This window comes from Massilia orientalis (assembly GCF_030411975.2).
GTDB lineage: Bacteria > Pseudomonadota > Gammaproteobacteria > Burkholderiales > Burkholderiaceae_D > Telluria > Telluria orientalis.
Genome location: NZ_JASNRB020000004.1, coordinates 149,781 through 169,430, shown reverse-complemented (window position 1 = coordinate 169,430; position 19,650 = coordinate 149,781). Strand labels below are relative to the sequence as shown.

The following is a 19,650-nucleotide window of genomic DNA, read 5'->3' as shown; positions in this document are numbered from 1 at the left end:
GACCGACATCGACGGTGGCGACCGCGCGGACCTTCTGCGGCTGCAGCACCGGCGTCATCGCAAACGTGCCGCTCCTGAGCAACAGCACAGGCTTGCCCAGCAGCGCAGGTGGCAAATAGCCGGCCTGGACCGATGCCGCCGCCGGGTCGACGAACAGGTCCAGCGCCGGCACGTACAGGATCATGTGGTCGAGCACGGCCAGCACGGGCGCGTCCGGCAACCGGTAGGCGTTGCCGCCGTTGACGAGGGCCGGCGTACTGTCGATGCCGACGGCTGCCAGCATGACTTGCAGCTGCGTGGTGTGGTCCTTGTCGTTGCCGTGGCGGACGTCGTTCCGCACCCAGTCCGACAGGGCCAGCACGCGGGCGCGCGTGTCGGGCAATTCGTCGGCCAGCCGGTGCGCCAGTGCCGCGATGGCGGGAGAGGGCAGGGCCTTGCCGGCCGCAGCGCCGCGTACGGCGGCGGCGAGCGCCGGGTAGTCGGCGAAGGTGGACACGGCCAGGCGGTGGCCGTCGTCGAGTACGCTGACGGCACCCGCCTCGCCATGCCCATCGCCCTCGTTCACGTAGCGCCACTGGTAGCGCCGCCGGCCCGGGGGACTGTCAGCCGGTATCGGCACGAAGCCGACGGCATCAGCGTGCAGCGGCAGCGTGGACGGCATGTCGTAGATCACCGTGGTGTTCCGGTGGAATTGAAAAGGCATGACCGCCACATCTTCGAAGTGGCCGGACAACGGCGGTATGCGGCGGCGGATGACGTAGTGCACGACCAGCTGGTCGCCCAGCGCCGCATCGGGGAACACGACGGTTCTCGTGTGCGCGTCCTGCTGATCGTGGATGGCGTCCTGCGGCACCGGAATACGTCGTCCGCCGGGCTTTTGCGTGTAGGCGTCCACCGATACGAGGTCGTCCTTCGCCCTGTCGTAGCGGATGGCGAACCGGCCCTGATCCCGCAGGGCACGTAACCCGGCGATGGTGCGGACATCGTCCACGGCGAGCCGGTACGTGCCGTCCTGCTCGACGACATAGTGCCGGACATGGCGCTCGACGATGGCGGAGGAATCGATGTCCGTGCCGGCGCGCGCATGGCCGAACGGCGCCAGCAGCGTGACGATCGTCAGAATGAACAGGGCACAATATCTACTGGTCATGCGGGCTCCCCATGCTCACGTCGGAAGGGCGACCGGACCATGTTACGGAGGGCGACCTGTTGACCCTTGAGCCTACGCAATCGTGCTCTTCCTGCGATAATTCCGCGATGAGCGCACTGACTTTCCACGCGGGCCCGCTGGCTCTGGCCCGGATCCGCACGCACGGCTTGCGCGCGGCAGACATCGCCGTCGTGCCTGCCGCGGCGGGCGGACCAAAGGGGCTCGTGTTCCGCGCCCTCGACCAGTGGGTGTTCGGCGAGTGGTTCCCGCGCGCGCCGCGCGAGCGCGTGCTGATCGGCTCGTCCATCGGCGCCTGGCGCATGGCCGCGGCCTGCCAGCGCGATCCGGTGCAAGCGTTCGCGCGCCTGGGCGAGCTCTACAGTGGCCAGCGCTATACGAGCACGAAGCCGTCGCAGGAACAAATCGACGCCGTCGTGCAGGGCCTGCTGAACGAATTCGTGCGCGGCCACGAGGACGACATCGTCAATCACCCGCACCACCGCCTGCACGTGCTGACGGTGCGCGGCAAGCGCGCCCTCGCGGCGCCCGGCCACCGTCACGCCGAGATGCGCGGATTCGCCGCGGCCGCGCTGCACAACCTCTTTTCGCGCGACAAGCTGGCGCACCTGATGGACCGCGTGGTGCTTGGCGACCGCCGTGCGAACACGCCCTGGCTGCGCGACCGCTTCGACAACTTCGCCACGCATTTCGCCGCGCTGACGCCCGAGAACCTTGCCGCCGGCCTGCTGGCCTCGGGCACTCTGCCGATGCTGATGAAGCCGGTACGCGACATCGCCGGCGCGCCGCCCGGCCACTACTGGGACGGCGGCATCATCGACTACAACCTCGCGCTGCCGTACGCCCGGGTGGCGGAGCAGGCGCCCGGCGACATCGTGCTGTATCCCCATTTCTCCGAGCACATCGTGCCGGGCTGGCTGGACAAGGCGCTGCCATGGCGCCGCGCCGCCCGCGGACCGAACCGCGGCTGGCTGGACAATGTGCTGATCGTAGCGCCGAGCCATGAATTTCTTGCCGAGATGCCGCGCGGAAAAATCATCGACCGCAGCGATTTCAAGTTTTATGGGCTGGATCACGATGCCCGCATCCGCGCGTGGCGCCGGGCGATGGACGAGGGGGAGCGGCTGCGTGACGAGTTCGCGGCGTTTGTGAACAAGCCGGATATTGCACGGATTGGTCCGCTTTAAGCTACGACAACGGGCTTGTTTGCGGTCTTTGCAGGCAAGAGGAGGTCTAGTACAGGGATCAGTTCGGTGGGAACTTAACTAAATCCGCGCAGTCTGGTGCAGTATGACCCAGCTTCTTTCCGTTGTCGCCGCCATCAAGGCACTCAATGTCTCCACGAGCACGCTGCGACGCCTGGAGACCGTCGTCTGCTCGTCCCGATCCGGACCGAGGACGGGCAGCGTCGCTACGACCTCGCTGCACTGGGTCCCAGGCATATCCACGGCGCCACCGTGCCGCTGCGTGGCCTACGCGCGCGTGTCCAGCCACGACCAACGCGCCGACCTCGAACGCCAGAAGCAAGCGCTCGAATTGTACTGCGCTGCACAAGGCTGGCCCTTCGACATCATCGCCGACCTCCGCTCTGGCATGAACTATTACAAGAAGAGCTTGCAATGCTTGCTGGACGAGATCGTGGCCGGCGACGTCGGCCGCCTGGTGCAGACTCACAAGGACCGGCTGCTGCGCTTCGGCGCCGAGCTGGTGTTTGCCCTGTGCGAAGCCCGGAACGTCGAGGTCGTGATCATCAACCGGGGCGTGGACACGGCGTTCGAGGAAGACCTCGCCAGCGACGTGATCGAGATCGTCAATGTCTTTTCGGCGCGGCTGTACGGCAGCCGCAGCCATCGGAACCAGAAGCTGATCGACGGCGTGCGCAGGGTCGTGCAGGAGGCGCAATGCTGATCGCTCACCGCATCGCCCTCGACCCGAACAACGTGCAGACGACGTACCTGGCGCGGGCCGCCGGCGTCGCGCGCTTCGCCTACAACTGGGCTTTGGCCGAATGGCAGCGACAGTATGTGGCAAGCCAGGCCGATCCGACGCTGCCGGCGCCGTCTCAGTTCGCGCTGCGGCGCCAGCTGAACGCGATCAAGCGCGAACAATTCCCGTGGATGCTGGACGTCACGAAGTGCGCACCGCAAATGGCGATCATCCAGTTGGGCGAGGCGTTCAAGAACTTCTTCGCGCATCGTACCCGTTACCCCAGGTTCCGTCGCAAGGGTGTCGAGGATCGGTTTACCCTCACGAACGAGCAGTTCCGCGTGGACGGCAAGCGCTTTTACATACCCAAGCTGGGCTGGGTGCGCGTGCGCGAAGCGTTGCGCTTTACTGGCAGGATCGTCTCGGCGACTGTTTCCCGCCGCGCGGACCGATGGCATGTCAGCATTACCGTCGACGCGACCGAAGCGTCCCTGCCGCCAGCCGAAAACCAAGGCGTGGTGGGGATCGATTTCGGCGTGTCGGTACTGGCCAGGCTATCGACGGGAGAACAGTGGCGAGGCCCAAAAGCGCTGCGTTCGCTCCTCGACCGGCTGCGCTCGCTGTCTCGCTCGTTGACGCGCAAGGTGAAGGGCTCCCGCAACAGGGAGAGGGCGAGGCGGCGCCTGGCCCGACTGTACGCAAGGATCGCGAACATACGCCGCGACGGCCTGCACAAGCTCACGGCCAGCGTCACCCGGCGCTTTCATACGATCGGGATCGAGGATCTGAACGTGAAAGGCATGCTGGCGAATCGGCGTCTGGCGCGCGCGATCGCCGACATGGGCTTTTACGAACTGCGCCGCCAGCTGAGCTACAAGGCCGCATGGCGTGGCGGGCATGTGGTCGTGGTTAACCGGTGGTACCCGAGCAGCAAGACGTGTTCGTGCTGCGGACACCGGCTTGAAGAACTCGCCCTCGAGACGCGCAGCTGGACCTGTCCCGGGTGCGGGGTACACCACGACCGCGACGTCAACGCGGCCGTCAACCTGAAGAACATGGCGATGAGTTCCATCGCATCTGCCTGTGGAGGGAACGGCTCTGGTCCCGTGCGCGAGCATGGAACGAAACCGGTCCCGGTGAAGCAGGAACCCAGCGGCAAAAGTTAACTATGGTTAGCTTTGCGTAGGTCTCGGAGAACGGTTTCGTAAATTCGACCCCTGAGAACGCTGCGCTCTAAGCGCAGCTTGGCAGCTTGTTTTCAAGCCTGATCGGTTGAGATGAGCGGCTATCGTCCGATAGCGACTCGAACTTGTTTACCTGCTGCGGTGGTCGCTATGAAAAAATGTACGGGTTTGTTTGTTGAGTCGAAGACAGAATCCAGACACAACACGGTCCCTCAAAATCCTGCAGCGAGTAGAGGCCAACCTTTGGATGAGGGCGTCGGAGAGCGTTATAATGGACATATTTTTGGAACAAGATGAGTGCAAAAGTTGCAACTCCGTTGTAACTTCTTGCTCCAAATAAATTCCCTTGTGCAACTTCCAAACTCTGCCTTGACTTGATGTGCTTTGGCTGGGGTAAGGTACACATGCACCGCTAACTATCTGATTACACAAGGTTTCCCCATGAGTCTCAAATGCGGCATCGTCGGCCTGCCCAACGTCGGCAAGTCTACCCTGTTCAACGCCCTGACCAAGGCCGGCATCCCGGCTGAAAACTATCCGTTCTGCACCATCGAGCCGAACGTCGGCGTCGTCGAGGTGCCGGATCCGCGCATCGACCAGCTGTCGGCCATCGTCAAGCCGGAGCGCGTCGTCAAGGCCATCGTCGAATTCGTCGACATCGCGGGCCTCGTGGCCGGCGCGTCGAAGGGCGAGGGCCTGGGCAACCAGTTCCTGTCGCACATCCGCGAGACGGACGCCATCGTCAACGTCGTGCGCTGCTTCGAAGACCCGAACGTCATCCACGTGGCCGGCAAGGTCAGCCCGATCGACGATATCGAAGTCATCCAGACCGAGCTGGCGCTGGCCGACATGGGTACCGCCGAGAAAGCCCTGCACCGCGAGCAGAAGAAGGCGCGCGCCGGCGACAAGGACGCGATCAAGCTCGTCGCGATCCTGGAAAAGCTGCTGCCGCACCTGAACGAAGGCCAGCCCGCGCGCACGCTGGGCCTGGACGCCGACCAGCTGGAACTGATCAAGCCGCTGTGCCTGATCACGGCGAAACCGGCCATGTTCGTCGCCAACGTGTCGGAAAGCGGTTTCAAGGATAATCCGCTGCTGGACCTGCTGACGGATTTCGCCAACAAGCAGAACGCGCCGATCGTCGCCATCTCCGCCGCTATCGAATCGGAAATCGCCAACCTGGACGACGCCGACAAGCTGGAATTCCTGGCCGACCTCGGCATGGAAGAGCCGGGCCTCGACCGCCTGATCCGCGCCGCTTTTAAACTGTTGGGCCTGCAGACCTATTTCACGGCCGGCGTGAAGGAAGTGCGCGCCTGGACCGTCCCGATAGGCGCCACCGCCCCGCAGGCGGCCGGCGTGATCCACACGGACTTCGAGCGCGGCTTCATCCGCGCCCAGACCATTTCTTTCGACGACTACATCACCTACAAGGGTGAGGCGGGTGCCAAGGAAGCGGGCAAGATGCGTGCGGAAGGCAAGGAATACATCGTCAAGGATGGGGATGTGTTGAACTTCCTGTTCAACGTCTGACCAGCATCGCAGGCGACTAAGCCCCGGACACCGCAAGGTGCCGGGGCTTTTTTCTGCTCGGCACTTTGCCCCCAAGCAAGGGGTGACGACATACTTGACACGGTTGTTGCTGATCCGATGGCCATATGTCTGTATCGAAAATCAGATTTTTCGCCGGAAATCAACGCTGATCGGGTAACTATGCTGCAGGCATATGCATGATTTGTGGAAACTACCCCCAGCGGTGGGGTGCCGTCCCCGCTGACAGCAACCTTGGATTTGTCACGTAAGTCATTGATTCTTCGTGCATTGCCGGTCTGGCACACCAATTGCTGAGTATGGGTTTTTCAACAAGGAGAAACTCATGCAAAAGCTGCTCGCGACCCTGATGTGCGCCGCCGGATTCATACTGGCGGGGGCCGCCCACGCCACCGTCATCAACGGCACGATCCACAAGATCGACGGCGACAAGGATGGCCAGGTGGACGATGTCCGCATCTCGCAGTTCACGTTTACCGTCACCGCCGGGGCGACGGTGTTCTTCGATTCGCTGGCTTACGAGGCGACCAACGTCGACCTGAACGGCGACGGCGTCATCACCGGCTTCGACGTCAACATGTGGCTGTTCAAGGGCACGACCCTGCTGCGCGACGAGGACGATTCGTCCCTCACCTTCGGCGACGGTTCCGTCCACCGTTACGACACGGCCTTCAGCCACACCTTCAGCCAGGCCGGCACGTACACGATGGCGATCGGCGAACATGGCCGCACCGGCTTCGACGCACTGCGCGGTTATTCCACCAACACGTATTTCAATCCGCGTGCCGGCAACCTGGACTGGGCCGCCTGGCGCGTCACGATGACGGCGACCAACGGCACCATCGGCAACGTTGCGAGCCTGAACGGCGACCCAGTCGCGGCCGTGCCGGAACCGGCCGCGCTGGGTCTGCTCGGCGCGGGCCTGCTCGGCGTCGCGGCCGCACGCCGGCGCCGGCCCGCGATGACATCCATGTGAGCGCTATTTGCTCAAACGCAGCTGCAGACTCGTTGCAGTGTAGGTCGGGGTCACGGTGAAACCGTCGACGGCGATGGTCTCGAACTTCCCTTTCAGGCTCGTTGCGGCAATCACCGTCAGCGTGTCGCCAACGGCTGGCTTGTAGCCGTCCAGGAACTTGATCCGCAGCGTGCCGCCGGCGATTGTCGCCGTGCCGCCGACGTCGACGCGTCCCTGCTGGCTGGCACCCAGGCGCAGTCCGAGGGTTGCACCGGCGAGCTGCGTGTAGTTGCCGCCCACGACCAGCGCAGCCGGCGCGTTGCTGACCACGGTAGCGCCGCCGGCGACATAGACGTCGCCGTTGCCGAACGCCCTGGCCGACAGCGCCTCGAGCGTTCCGCCTTCGACCTGGGCGCCGCCAGTCCAGCTGTTCTGGCCGCCCAGCTGCAGCGCGCCGGTGCCTTGCTTGACCAGCTTCCCGCTGCCGGCAATGTCGTTGCGCCAGCGGTCGGCGGCGTTGAAGCCGCCATTGCTCGCATCCATGTTCACGATCACGTTACCGGTGAAGACGGCATAGCCTTCGGCCGCGGCGAACAGGTTCAGGCGGCCCCAACCTTCAGGATCGTCCAGGACCGGGTAACCGGAGGAAATCGCCGTGGTCTTCAGCACGACGCGGCGCTGCGCGTCGGTGAGGTAAGGCAGCCGTGTCTCGAGCAGCACTTCGGCGCCCTTCGGCACCACGGCCGGGAGGTTCGTGGCCCCGGTCCGCGGCAGGTTGTAGGTCATGCGCCGGATGTAGTCGGCACGACTGGTGGCGTAGTCGGCGAAACGGTCGTTGGCGGCGGTGCCGGATACGGCGTAGGCCGCAAAGGTCGCCGGCGTGGTCCCGGTCAGCTTCATGAGGGTCGCATGGGCCTGGGTCACGGCAGCGGAGCGGACGGTGGCACCGGCGGCGATCAGGTTGGCGGCAGCCACGGCCTGTGCCTGGACCCGGCCACTGATGACGTCCAGCGGCGAATGCATGCCGGCGAGGATGCGGCTTTCGCCCAGTTCCAGGCCGCGGCCGACCAGCTCCTGGTAGCGCTCCGGCAGCACGTAAGCCATGCCGACGGCATTGCGGGTCGCTTCGGCCGCGTGGCCGCTGGTGAAACCGCCGTCGGTGCTCGGGGTCGTACTCTTGGCCGGCTCCAGTTGCGGCACCACCTTCACCGCGCTGCTCCAGCGGTAGGGACGCGCATATTTGTAGAAACGCTTGGCGGGCTCGGTCGAACCATTGTTCCCCATCGAGTTGATCAGGTCGACGACCTTGCCGAAGTCGGCATTGGCATCGCCGCCGACGCCGTTGTTGTTGCCGCCATCATCGTATTTGACGGTGGTGGCATCCAGTGGCATGTCCGTGATCGTGGTGGTCTGGCGCGTGGCCGTGCGCCAGGCAGTGGTCAGCGGACCCATGCCTTCGGTCACGCTGTAGCCCTTGTTGCGGCGATCGTCCAGGTAGGCCTGCAGCGTCTGCCCGGCAGTGCGGTTGGCGGTGGCTTTGACCACGTAGTCGATATTCGCGTTGTGAACGGCCGCGTTGACGATGGTGCCGCCATTCGTGCCGTCGTTGGGCAGGCCGGTCCAGGTCGAGCCGACCACCGCGGGGAAGCCATCGACGGCGGGCGCGGTGACGCCGGCGTCGACGATCTCGGTCAAGGGTTTCCAGATGTCGAGCATGCCGCCGAGTACGCGCACACCGGCGTTGGTCGCCAGGGTTGCATAGCGGGCGTCGCCACGCTGGTTGGTGGCGGCCGTATCGACGAAGGCCAGCGCGGACGGTACCGGCGCCGTGTCGGGTGCGCCCTGGTCGGCGGGCGCGGCCGGAATGGCGAGTACGGTGTCGGTATTGTCGATGCGATCGGAACCGCCGCAGGCTGTCAGCGCGAGCAGGGTGCCGGCAGCGATGGCGAGAGGAAGACGGCTCAGCGGATTGGGGTGGTGCATGCGAAACCCTTCAATGTGTTGTCAAGGCGGAAAAATCGATCGCATGGTATGAGCGGCTGATGACGGCTTGATGACCGACGATTCTTGTAATTAAGGTGAAATATTTGTCAACTAATCTCCGGGCATTCCTTTTGTGAACCTTGGAGAGTTGACGCATGAACCCGAATCCCGACGTGTCCCGCCGCCGCCTGCTTCGCCTGATGGGCGCCACCCCGATGCTGCCGCTGGGCGCCGGTGGCGTGGCCGCTCTGCTGGCCGGCTGCGGCGGCGGCAGCAGTCATGACAACGTCAGCGACACGCCGACGACCACCGTGCCGACGACGCCGGCCGTGACCCTCGCCAGCGTGTCGTTCGGGTCGATGACGGCGCCGACCCTGGCCGCCGCCGCCGCGATGGCGACGACCTCCGTCGGGTCGACGATGACGGTCAATTTCAGCGACAGCAGCAAGCTCGATTTCAAGCTGTCGTATCAGCCGTTCTTCATCACGGGCGACATGGTCCCGAACGGCAACGGCGGCACCATCCTCGCCGGCGGCTACTACGACATCAACAACAAGGCTATCGTCGACACCACCGTCCCCGGCAAGGAGCGCCAGTTCTTCTCGGACTCGCCGGACGGCACGTCGCTGCTGACGGTGCCGAACGCGAACGTGGCCGGCGTGAAGGGCAATACCGTGTTCGCCGTCGTGCAGTTCGAGTACACGACGTGGGCGCAGGACGGCAAGACCGACATGTACGGCAGGCTGCCGTCGCCGATCGCCGTGCTGACCCTCGACCAGGACAAGACCACCGGCAAGCTGACGCTCGTGAAGTACCACAACGTCGACACCTCCAGCGTGAACGGCCTGTGGATCACGTGCGGCGCGAGCCTGTCGCCGTGGGGCACGCACCTGTCGAGCGAGGAGTACGAGCCGAACGCCTACCTCGCCGCCTCCGACGCGCAGTTCAAGGCGTTCAGCAAGAACCTGTACGGCGACGAGACGACCGCGAACCCGTACAACTACGGCCACCTGCCGGAAGTGACGGTCAACACGGACGGCACCGCATCGATCAAGAAGCACTACTGCCTGGGCCGCATCTCGCACGAGCTGGTGCAGGTCATGCCCGACAACCGCACCGTGATCATGGGCGACGACGCCACCAACAGCGGCTACTTCGTGTTCGTGGCCGATAAAGAGAAAGACCTGTCGGCGGGCACGCTGTACGTGGCCAAGGTCGGCACCGGCTTCTCGCTGGACCCGGCCGCCGCCGCCGCGCCGCTCACGTGGATCAAGCTCGGCGCCGCGACGAGCGCCGAGATCCGCTCGCTGGCCGCGTCGCTGAAACCGGCCGACATCATGGACGTCAAGACCGCCGACCCGGCCGATGCGACGTACACGAAGGTCACCGCCAACGGCCGCGTCGAGTCGCTCAAGGTGAAGGCCGGCATGGAAAAGGCGGCCGCGTTCCTGGAGACGCACCGCTACGCCGCCCTCGTCGGCGCATCGATGGGCTTCACGAAGATGGAAGGCACCACCGTCAACATCAAGGACAAGATCGCCTACTCGGCCCTGCAGAACTGCCAGAGCTCGATGGTCGCCGGACACGCGCTGAACGTGCCGGGCAACGGTATCTCGATCCCGAAGGCGCTGAACGCGGGCGCCGTCATGATGCTGAACCTGAAGGGCGGCCAGAAGGACACGGCCGGCAGCGCCATCGACAGCGAATGGATGCCGGCGGATACGAAGGCGCTGCTGGTCGGCGAAGACATCGCCGCCGACGCCCTCGGCAACACGGCGAACCCGGACAAGGTGGGCAACCCGGACAACCTGAAGTTCTCGGAAAAGATGCGTACGCTGTTCATCGGCGAGGACAGCAGCCAGCACGTGAACAACTTCCTGTGGGCGTACAACGTCGACACGAAGCAGCTCGCGCGCCTGCTGTCGGTGCCGGCGGGCGGCGAGTCGACGGGCCTGCATGCCGTCGACGACGTCAATGGCTGGACCTACATCATGAGCAACTTCCAGCATCCGGGCGACTGGGGTGGCATCCACGCCGGCGTGAAGGGCACGCTGGAGCCGCTCATCAAGGCCAATTACAAGGACAAGTTCGGGGCGGCGGTCGGTTACCTGACCGGTGAGCTGGCGCAGTTCAAATTGGCCAAGGCATAAACGCTGGCCACTAACTGTTGAACCGTCATCCCCGCGCAGGCGGGGATCCAAGTTGAGCGTGCGGTCACGTGGCTAAAAATTGGGCCCCCGCCTTCGCGGGGGCGACGTTCCAGGGCCGCGGGCCGCTCAAAACAACGCCACGAACTCCCTTGCCGCCGAATACGGATCCGGCGCCTGCACCACGCTGCTGATCGCCGCGACCATATCGGCCCCGCGCGACACGAGCGGCCGCGCGTTCGCCGCCGTCATCCCGCCGATCACGACCACCGGCACGCACAGGCTGGCCTTGGCCTGCAGGACGATGTCCGGCGGCGTCGTCACCGCATACTTCTTCACGAGCGACGGGTAAAAACCGCCGAACGCGACATAGCTCGCGCCCGCGCCCTGCGCGCGGCGTGCCAGTTCCAGGTCGCCGTAGCACGACGCGCCCACGATCTTGTCCGGGCCGACCAGACCGCGCACAGCCGCCACCGGCGCATCGAGGCCGCCCACGTGGATGCCGTCCGCATCGAGCTCCGTGCACAACGCGACGTGGTCGTTGATGACCAGCGGCCGGCCGTTGCGGCGGCACAGCGCGAGCAGGGCAGAGGCCTGTTCGCGGCGCAGCTCCGGTCCCGCATCCTTGTGGCGGTACTGGATCAGCGCGGCGCCGGCGCGCAGCGCCTGTTCCGTCACGGCCAGCAGGCGGTCGGTGTCGTCCCAGTTCGGGGTCACCAGGTACAAACCTCGCATTTCTTTCTCCTATGGATGGATGCGGCGCGGGATGCGCTGGCCCGGCGCGATGGCGTACGAGTGCGCGAGCGTCCGGTCGCAGTAGCGCTGGCCCAGTTCGAGCGCCTGCGCCATCGTGTCCCCCAGCGCCAGCCGCGCCGCGATGCTCGATGCGAGCGTGCAGCCGCTGCCGTGGAATTCGCCGCGCAGTCGCGGCCAGCGCCATTCGCGCGCGCCGGCGGCCGAGAACCAGCGGTTGACGACGTCGACACCGTCGGCGTGGCCGCCCGTGACCAGCACGTGCGGGCAGGGCAGGTCGGCGCCCGTCGTGGAGATGCCCAGCGCCGCCGCCTCCGGCAGGTTCGGCACGACGAGGGTCGCCAGGGCCAGCAGCGGCGCCAGCGCAGCGAGGGCGTCGCCGCGCGCCAGGCTGTCGCCGCGGCCGCTGGCCAGCACCGGGTCGAGGACGACCGGCAGGCCCGGCCGGCGCACGCGCAGCATGCGGATGATGCCGGCGATGGCTTCCGCGTTTTCCCGGCTGCCGGGGATGCCGATCTTCAGCGCGTGGATGGACATCGTGTCGGCCAGCACCACGGCCTGGCGCAGCAGCAGGCCCGCGTCGACGGGCACCACTTCGCGCACGACGTTGTTGTCCTGGACCGTCAGCGCCGTCACGAGCGGCAGCGCGTGCGCGCCCTGGGCCGATATCGCTTCGATGTCGGCCTGGATGCCGGCGCCGCCCGACGGATCGAGGCCGGCGCACACGAGGACGCAGGGCCGCGTGGCGCTCTCCATCAGATCCGGCCCGCCATCGGCGACGACGGCGATGCCGCGAACTTGCGCGGCATGCGGCCCGCCAGATACGCTTCGCGGCCCGCTTCCACCGCGAGGCGCATCGCACCCGCCATGCGCACGGGGTCTTTCGCGCCGGCGATGGCGCTGTTCATCAGCACGCCGTCGCAGCCCAGTTCCATCGCGATGGCCGCGTCGGACGCCGTGCCGACACCCGCGTCGACGATCACCGGCACCTGCGTCTGCTCGATGATCAGCGACAGGTTCCACGGATTCAGGATACCCATGCCGGAACCGATCAGCGACGCCAATGGCATGATCGCCGCGCAGCCGATGTCTTCCAGCATGCGCGCCTGGATCGGATCGTCGCTGCAATAGACCATCACGTCGAAGCCGTCGCGCACCAGTTCGCGCGCGGCGATCAGCGTCTCCGGCATGTTCGGGAACAGGGTCTTTTCATCGCCCAGCACTTCCAGCTTGACGAGCTTGTGGCCGTTCAGCAGTTCGCGCGCCAGCTGCAGCGTGTACACGGCGTCCTTGGCGTTGTAGCAGCCCGCCGTGTTGGGCAGGATCGTCCAGCGCGCCGGCGGTATCATGTCGAGCAAATTCGGTTCGTTCGCGTGCTGGCCGATGTTCACGCGGCGGATCGCCACCGTGATGATGTCGGCGCCCGACGCTTCGGTCGCCGCGCGGGTCTGTTCCAGGTCGCGGTACTTGCCGCTGCCCACCAGCAGGCGCGAGTTGTAGGCCTTGCCTGCGATGACCAAAGGCCGGTCCGCAGAGGTTGCATTCGTCATGTTTTGCTCCGTATCGTTGAGGATCAGCCGCCGCCGATCGCGCGCACCACGTCCACGCGGTCGCGCGCCTGCAAGGGCGTGTCGCGCCAGCGCTCGCGCGGCACGACCTGGCGGTTCACGGCCAGCGCGAGCTTCTGTCCCGCGAGGCCCAGCGATTCCACGAGGTCGTGCAGGCTGGCCTGCGCCGGCAGCGTGTGCGCGGCGCCGTTCAGTTCGATTTCCAGCACGGCGTCACTCCTTGTGATACAGCTCGGCGCCGCGCTTCATGAACTCGACGGCCTTCACCTGCATGCCCTGTTCCAGCGCGGCGTTCGCGGCGATGCCCTGGCCGGCCGCGTAGTCGCGCACTTCCTGCGTGATCTTCATCGAGCAGAAGTGCGGGCCGCACATCGAGCAGAAGTGCGCCACCTTGGCCGCATCCTTCGGCAGGGTCTCGTCGTGGAAGGAACGCGCCTTGTCCGGATCGAGGCCGAGATTGAACTGGTCTTCCCAGCGGAATTCGAAGCGGGCTTTCGACAGCGCGTTGTCGCGGATCTGCGCGCCCGGATGGCCCTTGGCCAGGTCGGCCGCGTGCGCCGCGATCTTGTACGTGATGATGCCGTCCTTGACGTCGTCCTTGTCGGGCAGGCCGAGGTGCTCCTTCGGCGTCACGTAGCACAGCATCGCGGTGCCGTACCAGCCGATGTTGGCGGCGCCGATGCCGGACGTGATGTGGTCGTAGCCCGGTGCGATGTCGGTCGTGAGCGGTCCGAGCGTGTAGAACGGCGCCTCGTGGCACTGCTCCAGCTGCAGGTCCATGTTTTCCTTGATGAGCTGCAGCGGCACGTGGCCCGGGCCCTCGATCATCACCTGCACGTCGTGCCTCCACGCGACCTGCGTCAGCTCGCCGAGCGTCTTCAGTTCGGACAGCTGCGCTTCGTCGTTGGCGTCGTAGATCGAGCCGGGACGCAGGCCGTCGCCCAGGCTGAACGCGACGTCGTACGCCTTCATGATCTCGCAGATCTCTTCGAAACGCGTGTACAGGAACGATTCCTTGTGGTGGGCGAGGCACCACTTGGCCATGATCGAGCCGCCGCGCGAGACGATGCCCGTCAGGCGGTTCGCGGTCATCGGCACGTAGGCGAGACGCACGCCGGCGTGGATGGTGAAGTAGTCGACGCCTTGCTCCGCCTGTTCGATCAGCGTGTCGCGGTAGATGTCCCACGTCAGGTCCTCGGCCTTGCCGTTCACCTTTTCCAGCGCCTGGTACAGCGGCACCGTGCCGATGGGGACGGGGCTGTTGCGGATGATCCATTCGCGCGTCTCGTGGATATGCTTGCCGGTCGACAGGTCCATCACGGTGTCGCCGCCCCAGCGCGTGGCCCACGTCATCTTCTCGACTTCCTCGCCGATCGACGACGTCACGGCGGAGTTGCCGATGTTCGCGTTGATCTTCACGAGGAAGTTGCGGCCGATGATCATCGGCTCCGATTCCGGGTGGTTGATGTTGTTCGGCAGAATGGCGCGGCCCCGCGCGATCTCGTCGCGCACGAATTCCGGGGTGATTTCACGGGGAATGCTGGCGCCGAACGACTGGCCCGGATGCTGGCGGCCGATCATCTGCGCCATGCGCTTGCCGGTGGGGCCGGCCGCTTCCATCGCGGCGAGGTATTCCTGGCGGCGCAGGTTTTCGCGGATCGCAACGTATTCCATCTCGGGCGTGATGATGCCCTGGCGCGCGTAATGCATCTGCGTGACGTTGCGGCCGGGGAGTGCCCGGCGCGGCTTGCGCTGCAGGTTGAAACGCAGTTCGGCCAGCTTCGGGTCGTTCAGGCGTTCGACGCCGTAGTGCGACGACGGGCCGGCCAGTTCTTCGGTGTCGCCGCGCTCGCGGATCCAGTCGGCGCGCAGCGGGGCCAGGCCGGAGCGGATGTCGATCTGCGCTTCCGGATCGGTGTACGGACCCGACGTGTCGTAGACCCACACGGGCGGATTCGGTTCATGGCCGAACGATGCGGGCGTGTCGGACTGGGTGATCTCGCGCATCGGCACGCGGATGTCCGGGCGGCTGCCCGTCACGTAGACCTTGCGGGAATTGGGCAGCGGCGCGACAGCGGCGGCGTCGACGGTGGCGCTGGCGGAGAGGAATTTCGGATCGGCGTTCAAGTGCACTCCTTGTTGGTCACTAAGGGGCACTTCAAAACCGTCGCGAGCGGCCGCAGTTTTGTCAGAGAAGCGCAGCTGTACGAGAGTACAGCGAGCATCGCAGGACAAAAATGCAACGCGTAACAGGTTTGGGAGTGCCCCGAAAGATCGGCGATCCAGCTGGAGGAGTACGAAGATGCGTAGTGCGAACGACGTGCACGTAGACTTTTCGAGCTTCCCTTCGCTGGCATTATCCAGATCAGGTTCAGAGGGTATTTCTCACCCACGCCGTTGATGACGGCGCAGGACCCCTAGCATTGGCGTCGTTTCGTGCAGTCCACGAAACGACGGGACGGAGTGTACGCGGGTTTTATGTGCTTTGCAAACGCGGCATCGGATCGGTCATTACGCGCCGGATCGCATGCGCGACGGCCCGCGGCGCCTCCAGCGGCAGCAGGTGGCCGCGTCCCGGCACGGTTTCCAGGACCGCATGTGGGATGAATGGCAGCAAGTGTGTGAGCAGCGCCGCCGGCGGGTCGACGCGATCCAGTTCGCCGGAAACTATCGTCACCGGCGCGCCGATCCGGCGCGCCCGGTCCGTGATGTCCTCCGCCATCGCCTCATGCGGCCATGCCCGCTTCGCAGCCGGCGCTCCGCGCAGGCTGTCCTCGACGACCTGGTTGCGCAGCGCAGGCGGCAGCGGGCCCGCCGTCAGCACGTGGTCGAGCGTGGCGCCGATCGAGGCCGCATCGTCGTAGGCGTGCGTCATGGCGGTGCGCTGCGCCGTGTCGAGCGGCAGAGGCAGCGGCGGCGACGGCGCTACGAGGACGAGGCCGAGGAGCCCCGCCGGGCGGTCGCTTGCTACGTATTGCGCGACCTTGCCGCCCATCGAGTGGCCGACGAGGACATAGCGTTCCAGTGCCAGGGTGTCGATCACGCCGAGCACGTCGGCTGCCATGTCGGCCAGGCCGTAGCCCGCGTCCGGCTTGGGAGAATCGCCCCAGCCGCGCAGGTCCACGGCGACGTGCAGGTAGTCGTCCGGCAGGGCGTCGATCACGGGCCGCCACGTGCGCGCCGAGCCGCCCCAGTAGTGCAGGTAGAGCAGGGCGGTCGCGCCGCTGCCCGAGGTTTCGAAATCCAGTGTCATTGCAGCTCCTGTGTCGAAGGAAGCAGCACTGTAGCTTCCTCCGGATCGTACGATAATCCGGTATTTCGTGGCATCATCTGACACTTCAGGTAGGAGATCGCATGGACCGAGTGACCAGCATGGCCGTATTCGTCAGGAGCGTCGAGGACGGCAGCCTCGCGGCGGCGGCGCGCCATTTCGGGCTGTCGCACGCGATGGTGAGCAAGCACCTGCGCGGCCTGGAGCACAGCCTGGGCGTGCGCCTGCTGACGCTCACCACACGCAAGCTGGCGCTGACGGAGGCCGGCGAGAATTACTTCCGGCGCTGCACGCAGATCCTGAGCGATATCGAAGAGGCCAACCGCGAGGCGATGCAGTTGCAAGCCGTGCCGCGTGGCCTGCTGCGCCTGACTGCGCCCGTCGCGTTTGGCGAGCAGTACTTGGCGCCCGCGCTCGCCGATTTCCTCGACCGCTATCCGGAGATCGTGCTCGACGTCGAGCTGACGGACCGCTTCGCCGACCTCGCCGGCGAAGGCTTCGACCTGGCGCTGCGCGTCGGCCGTCTGCCGGATTCCTCGCTCGTCGCGCGCCGGCTCGGCACCAGTCCGATGCTCACGTGCGCGGCCCCGGCCTACCTCGCGCGCCACGGCACGCCTGCGCATCCGTCCGACCTGGCCGCGCACCGCTGCCTGTACCTGAGCAGCGTGACGACGCCGGGCGAATGGTGGTACGAGGTCGACGGCGGGCCGGTCACGGTCCGGGTCGACGGCCCGCTGCGGACGAATTCGGTGGCGCTGGCCTGCCAGTCCGCGCGCGAGGGCCTGGGCATCGTGTTCGGTCCGGCATTCGCGCTCGCACAGTCGGTCGCGGCCGGCGAGCTCGTGCCAATCCTGGCGGACTTCGCCAGCGGCGCGCTCGACATCCACGCTCTGTACCTGAGCAAGCGCCATATGTCGAAGAAGCTGCGCCTGCTGATCGATTTCCTCGCCAGCCACTTCGCACGACCGGTGGGCACGAACGGCGTTTGATGCGATACTGTCGGCGTTGTTCCAACCCGCCCCGTACCCGCATTCCATGGCCACCCTGACCCATCTGCTCCTGTACCCGATTAAATCCTGCGCCGGCATCGCCGTCCGGTCCGCCACCGTGCTCGAATCCGGCCTGTTCGCGCTGGGCGTGCACGACCGCGAATGGATGCTGGTGACGGAAGACGGCCAGTTCCTCACGCAGCGCGAGCATCCGCGCATGGCGCTGGTCCGGCCGCTGCCGGATGGCGACAGGCTGCGTGTTCATGCGCCCGGCATGGACCCGCTGGTCCTGCCGCTTGCATGGGACGAGTCCGCGCCGACACGCACGGTGAAGATCTGGGACGACACGGTGGACGCCGCCGATTGCGGCGACGCGGCGGCGGACTGGTTTTCGAACGTGTTGACAACCCCGTGCCGGCTCGTGCGTTTCCACCGCGACGTCGTGCGCCCGACGAGCACCAAGTGGACGAACGGCGTGGAAGCGCAGACGCGTTTCGCCGACGGCTACCCGCTGCTGCTGATCGGCCAGGCGTCGCTGGACGACCTCAACGCCCGCCTCGTCGCGGCCGGTCGCCATACGCTGCAGATGGACCGCTTCCGTCCGAACCTCGTCGTCGACGGCATCGATGCCTGCGAAGAGGATTTTCTCGCGACGCTCACGATCGGCGACGTGGAGATCCGTCCCGTGAAGCCGTGCGCGCGCTGCCCGATCCCGTCCGTCGACCAGGCGACGGGCATTCCGGGCCCGGACCCGCTCGACATTCTGCAGACCTACCGCGCCAATCCGCGCATGGAAGGCGCCGTGTGCCTGGGCATGAACTGCATCGTGACGGCGGGCGCCGGCAACGAGCTGCATCTCGGGCAGGAACTGACCACCGAGATCGCGTTTTAATCCAACGTCGCCAGCATCTCGAACGGATAAATGCCCCGCCGGTGCCCGTCGCTGAACGTCAGGTTCAACGCATAGGCGCCCACCGGTTCGATGGCGGCCAGGCGCACGTCCGCCTGTTCCGGGATGTCGATCCCGGCCCGCCGCTGCGCGCGGCATGCCGAGCACGGGCACACGGCGCGCAGCCGCGCGTGCGTCACGCGCGCGCTGCGCCCGTCCGGCCAGTGCAGCGCCAGCACGCCCTGCGCGGCGTGGTTCTCGATGGTCTCCGGCAGCGCCGTCATGCTTGCGCCCCGATCTGCTGCAGCGCGAGGCGCACGGACCTGCGCACTTCCGGATCCGGGTCGTTTTCCGCCGCACGCAGCGCGGGCAGGGCGGCCGACGCGCCGATCTCGCCCAGCGCCAGCGCCGCTTCCTTGCGCAGATTGCTGATCGTGTGCGTGAGTGCGGCGGTCAATCCGGGCAGCGCATCCACATTGCGCAGGCGGCCCAGGCTGCGGGCGGCGCGCAGGCGCACCTGCCAGTAGGCGTCGTCCAGCGCGGTGACGAGGGCCGGCGCCGCGTCGCGCAGGCGCAGCTTGCCGAGCGTCGTCGCCGCTTCCTCGCGCACCTGCCAGGCCTGGTCCGACAACGCGGCCAGCAGGGCGGCCAGCACGGCGGGCGTCTCTTCCGCAAAACCCAGCGCACCGGCCGCGGCGCGGCGGACTTCCGGCACCGGGTCCTCGGTCGCCAGCCGCGTCAGCGCGTCGACCGCGTCGAGGCGTTTCAGATAACCCAGTACGGTCACCGCTTCGCGCCGCACGAGCGGGTCCGCATCGTCCAGGGCCGCCAGCGCGGGCGCAAAACTGTCCGGTACGCGCAGTTCGCGCACGCCGCGCAGCGCGGCCGCACGCACGAACGCGTCGTCCGCGGCCATGAACGGCAGCAGTTCCTGCGCCGATTCTTGCAGCTTCAGTTCGGAGAGGCTCTGGGCCGCGGCGGCGCGCACGTCGGCATCCTCGTCCGACAGCAGGCGCGCGAGGCCGCGCACGGTCGCCGGCGATTCGAAGGCTTCCAGCGCCCGCGCGGCTTCCGTGCGCACGACGGCGGCATCGTCGCCGAGTGCGGCCAGCAGCAGCGGCACGTGGGCGTCGCCGTCCAGGTCGGCCAGGTCCATCAAGGCGATGCGGCGCACCGTGGCGTCTTTGTCCTGCAGGCGTTCAGGAAGAGAGAAATGCGGCTCGGCGAGTTCGGGGTCGTCGTAAAAATCGGAAGTCACGGTGTGTC

At 66.4% G+C, this 19,650-nt stretch carries 17 protein-coding genes, 1 pseudogene and 1 riboswitch; of the genes and pseudogenes, 8 read left to right on the top strand and 10 right to left on the bottom strand.

Annotated elements, in window-relative coordinates; genetic code table 11:
- Positions 1 to 577: 577 nt before the first annotated feature.
- Positions 578 to 1,150: pseudogene (locus tag QPK29_RS07110) on the bottom strand (DUF3857 domain-containing protein); the annotation flags it as partial.
- 107 nt (positions 1,151 to 1,257) lie between these two features.
- On the opposite strand from QPK29_RS07110, the gene QPK29_RS07105 reads away from it, so the two are divergent.
- The 5 genes from QPK29_RS07105 (at position 1,258) to QPK29_RS07085 (ending at position 6,805) form a co-directional block, all read left to right on the top strand.
- Positions 1,258 to 2,355, top strand: a complete 1,098-nt coding sequence (locus tag QPK29_RS07105; RefSeq protein ID WP_371770621.1) for a patatin-like phospholipase family protein — start codon at positions 1,258 to 1,260, stop codon at positions 2,353 to 2,355.
- Between the two features lie 103 nt (positions 2,356 to 2,458).
- Positions 2,459 to 3,076 (top strand): IS607 family transposase, encoded by a 618-nt coding sequence (locus QPK29_RS07100; protein WP_371770620.1) that lies wholly within the window; start codon positions 2,459 to 2,461, stop codon positions 3,074 to 3,076.
- A complete protein-coding gene (locus QPK29_RS07095) occupies positions 3,070 to 4,260 on the top strand; it encodes an RNA-guided endonuclease InsQ/TnpB family protein (RefSeq protein WP_371770619.1) in 1,191 nt (396 codons plus the stop codon). Before QPK29_RS07100 ends, QPK29_RS07095 begins: the two co-directional genes overlap by 7 nt.
- A 459-nt stretch (positions 4,261 to 4,719) precedes the next feature.
- On the top strand, positions 4,720 to 5,811 hold the full coding sequence (gene ychF / locus QPK29_RS07090; RefSeq protein ID WP_056126586.1) for a redox-regulated ATPase YchF: 1,092 nt from the start codon (positions 4,720 to 4,722) through the stop codon (positions 5,809 to 5,811).
- A gap of 343 nt (positions 5,812 to 6,154) precedes the next feature.
- Positions 6,155 to 6,805, top strand: coding sequence for a DVUA0089 family protein (locus QPK29_RS07085; RefSeq protein WP_056126588.1), 651 nt, complete (start codon positions 6,155 to 6,157; stop codon positions 6,803 to 6,805).
- 3 nt (positions 6,806 to 6,808) lie between these two features.
- On the opposite strand, the gene QPK29_RS07080 is transcribed toward QPK29_RS07085, so the two are convergent.
- A complete protein-coding gene (locus QPK29_RS07080; RefSeq protein WP_371770618.1) occupies positions 6,809 to 8,767 on the bottom strand; it encodes a phosphatase PAP2 family protein in 1,959 nt (652 codons plus the stop codon).
- Between the two features lie 155 nt (positions 8,768 to 8,922).
- On the opposite strand from QPK29_RS07080, the gene QPK29_RS07075 reads away from it, so the two are divergent.
- Entirely contained in the window at positions 8,923 to 10,917 is a 1,995-nt protein-coding gene (locus QPK29_RS07075) for a PhoX family protein (protein ID WP_371770617.1), read from the top strand.
- 126 nt (positions 10,918 to 11,043) lie between these two features.
- Here the strand turns inward: QPK29_RS07075 and thiE are convergent, their stop codons facing one another.
- The 6 genes from thiE to QPK29_RS07045 all read right to left on the bottom strand — a co-directional run bounded on the left by thiE (position 11,044) and on the right by QPK29_RS07045 (position 16,488).
- A complete protein-coding gene (gene thiE / locus QPK29_RS07070) occupies positions 11,044 to 11,649 on the bottom strand; it encodes a thiamine phosphate synthase (RefSeq protein ID WP_371770616.1) in 606 nt (201 codons plus the stop codon).
- A gap of 9 nt (positions 11,650 to 11,658) precedes the next feature.
- Positions 11,659 to 12,423, bottom strand: a complete 765-nt coding sequence (gene thiD / locus QPK29_RS07065) for a bifunctional hydroxymethylpyrimidine kinase/phosphomethylpyrimidine kinase (RefSeq protein WP_371770615.1) — start codon at positions 12,421 to 12,423, stop codon at positions 11,659 to 11,661.
- Positions 12,423 to 13,217: a thiazole synthase gene (locus QPK29_RS07060; protein ID WP_371770614.1), complete on the bottom strand. Its 795-nt coding sequence runs from the start codon at positions 13,215 to 13,217 to the stop codon at positions 12,423 to 12,425. Before QPK29_RS07060 ends, thiD begins: the two co-directional genes overlap by 1 nt.
- A gap of 23 nt (positions 13,218 to 13,240) precedes the next feature.
- The gene (thiS, locus tag QPK29_RS07055; protein WP_371770613.1) at positions 13,241 to 13,444 is read right to left on the bottom strand and encodes a sulfur carrier protein ThiS; all 204 of its coding nucleotides are present in this window, start codon (positions 13,442 to 13,444) and stop codon (positions 13,241 to 13,243) included.
- Positions 13,445 to 13,448: 4 nt separating this feature from the next.
- Entirely contained in the window at positions 13,449 to 15,362 is a 1,914-nt protein-coding gene (thiC, locus tag QPK29_RS07050; protein ID WP_371770612.1) for a phosphomethylpyrimidine synthase ThiC, read from the bottom strand.
- Positions 15,363 to 15,560: 198 nt separating this feature from the next.
- A riboswitch (TPP riboswitch) is annotated at positions 15,561 to 15,664 on the bottom strand.
- A gap of 47 nt (positions 15,665 to 15,711) precedes the next feature.
- Positions 15,712 to 16,488: an alpha/beta fold hydrolase gene (locus QPK29_RS07045; protein WP_056329229.1), complete on the bottom strand. Its 777-nt coding sequence runs from the start codon at positions 16,486 to 16,488 to the stop codon at positions 15,712 to 15,714.
- Between the two features lie 101 nt (positions 16,489 to 16,589).
- On the opposite strand from QPK29_RS07045, the gene QPK29_RS07040 reads away from it, so the two are divergent.
- Together QPK29_RS07040 and QPK29_RS07035 are read left to right on the top strand one after the other, a co-directional pair.
- A complete protein-coding gene (locus tag QPK29_RS07040; protein ID WP_371770611.1) occupies positions 16,590 to 17,495 on the top strand; it encodes a LysR family transcriptional regulator in 906 nt (301 codons plus the stop codon).
- A gap of 46 nt (positions 17,496 to 17,541) precedes the next feature.
- Positions 17,542 to 18,387 carry an MOSC domain-containing protein gene (locus tag QPK29_RS07035; RefSeq protein ID WP_371770610.1) on the top strand — a complete coding sequence of 282 codons (846 nt, stop codon included), beginning with the start codon at positions 17,542 to 17,544 and terminating at the stop codon, positions 18,385 to 18,387.
- Here the strand turns inward: QPK29_RS07035 and QPK29_RS07030 are convergent.
- The gene (locus QPK29_RS07030; RefSeq protein ID WP_371770609.1) at positions 18,384 to 18,668 is read right to left on the bottom strand and encodes a DUF971 domain-containing protein; all 285 of its coding nucleotides are present in this window, start codon (positions 18,666 to 18,668) and stop codon (positions 18,384 to 18,386) included. The genes QPK29_RS07035 and QPK29_RS07030 overlap by 4 nt on opposite strands.
- Positions 18,665 to 19,642, bottom strand: coding sequence for a HEAT repeat domain-containing protein (locus QPK29_RS07025; protein WP_371770608.1), 978 nt, complete (start codon positions 19,640 to 19,642; stop codon positions 18,665 to 18,667). Before QPK29_RS07025 ends, QPK29_RS07030 begins: the two co-directional genes overlap by 4 nt.
- Between the last annotated feature and the right edge of the window lie 8 nt (positions 19,643 to 19,650).

Coding starts and splice junctions, on each gene's coding strand:
- QPK29_RS07045 (WP_056329229.1), bottom strand. CDS start 16,488: ATGACACTGGATTTCGAAACCTCGGGCAGCGGCGCGACCGCCCTGCTC.
- ychF (WP_056126586.1), top strand. CDS start 4,720: ATGAGTCTCAAATGCGGCATCGTCGGCCTGCCCAACGTCGGCAAGTCT.
- QPK29_RS07100 (WP_371770620.1), top strand. CDS start 2,459: ATGACCCAGCTTCTTTCCGTTGTCGCCGCCATCAAGGCACTCAATGTC.
- QPK29_RS07030 (WP_371770609.1), bottom strand. CDS start 18,668: ATGACGGCGCTGCCGGAGACCATCGAGAACCACGCCGCGCAGGGCGTG.
- QPK29_RS07040 (WP_371770611.1), top strand. CDS start 16,590: ATGGACCGAGTGACCAGCATGGCCGTATTCGTCAGGAGCGTCGAGGAC.
- QPK29_RS07105 (WP_371770621.1), top strand. CDS start 1,258: ATGAGCGCACTGACTTTCCACGCGGGCCCGCTGGCTCTGGCCCGGATC.
- thiD (WP_371770615.1), bottom strand. CDS start 12,423: ATGGAGAGCGCCACGCGGCCCTGCGTCCTCGTGTGCGCCGGCCTCGAT.
- thiE (WP_371770616.1), bottom strand. CDS start 11,649: ATGCGAGGTTTGTACCTGGTGACCCCGAACTGGGACGACACCGACCGC.
- QPK29_RS07035 (WP_371770610.1), top strand. CDS start 17,542: ATGGCCACCCTGACCCATCTGCTCCTGTACCCGATTAAATCCTGCGCC.
- QPK29_RS07060 (WP_371770614.1), bottom strand. CDS start 13,217: ATGACGAATGCAACCTCTGCGGACCGGCCTTTGGTCATCGCAGGCAAG.
- QPK29_RS07085 (WP_056126588.1), top strand. CDS start 6,155: ATGCAAAAGCTGCTCGCGACCCTGATGTGCGCCGCCGGATTCATACTG.
- QPK29_RS07080 (WP_371770618.1), bottom strand. CDS start 8,767: ATGCACCACCCCAATCCGCTGAGCCGTCTTCCTCTCGCCATCGCTGCC.
- QPK29_RS07075 (WP_371770617.1), top strand. CDS start 8,923: ATGAACCCGAATCCCGACGTGTCCCGCCGCCGCCTGCTTCGCCTGATG.
- QPK29_RS07095 (WP_371770619.1), top strand. CDS start 3,070: ATGCTGATCGCTCACCGCATCGCCCTCGACCCGAACAACGTGCAGACG.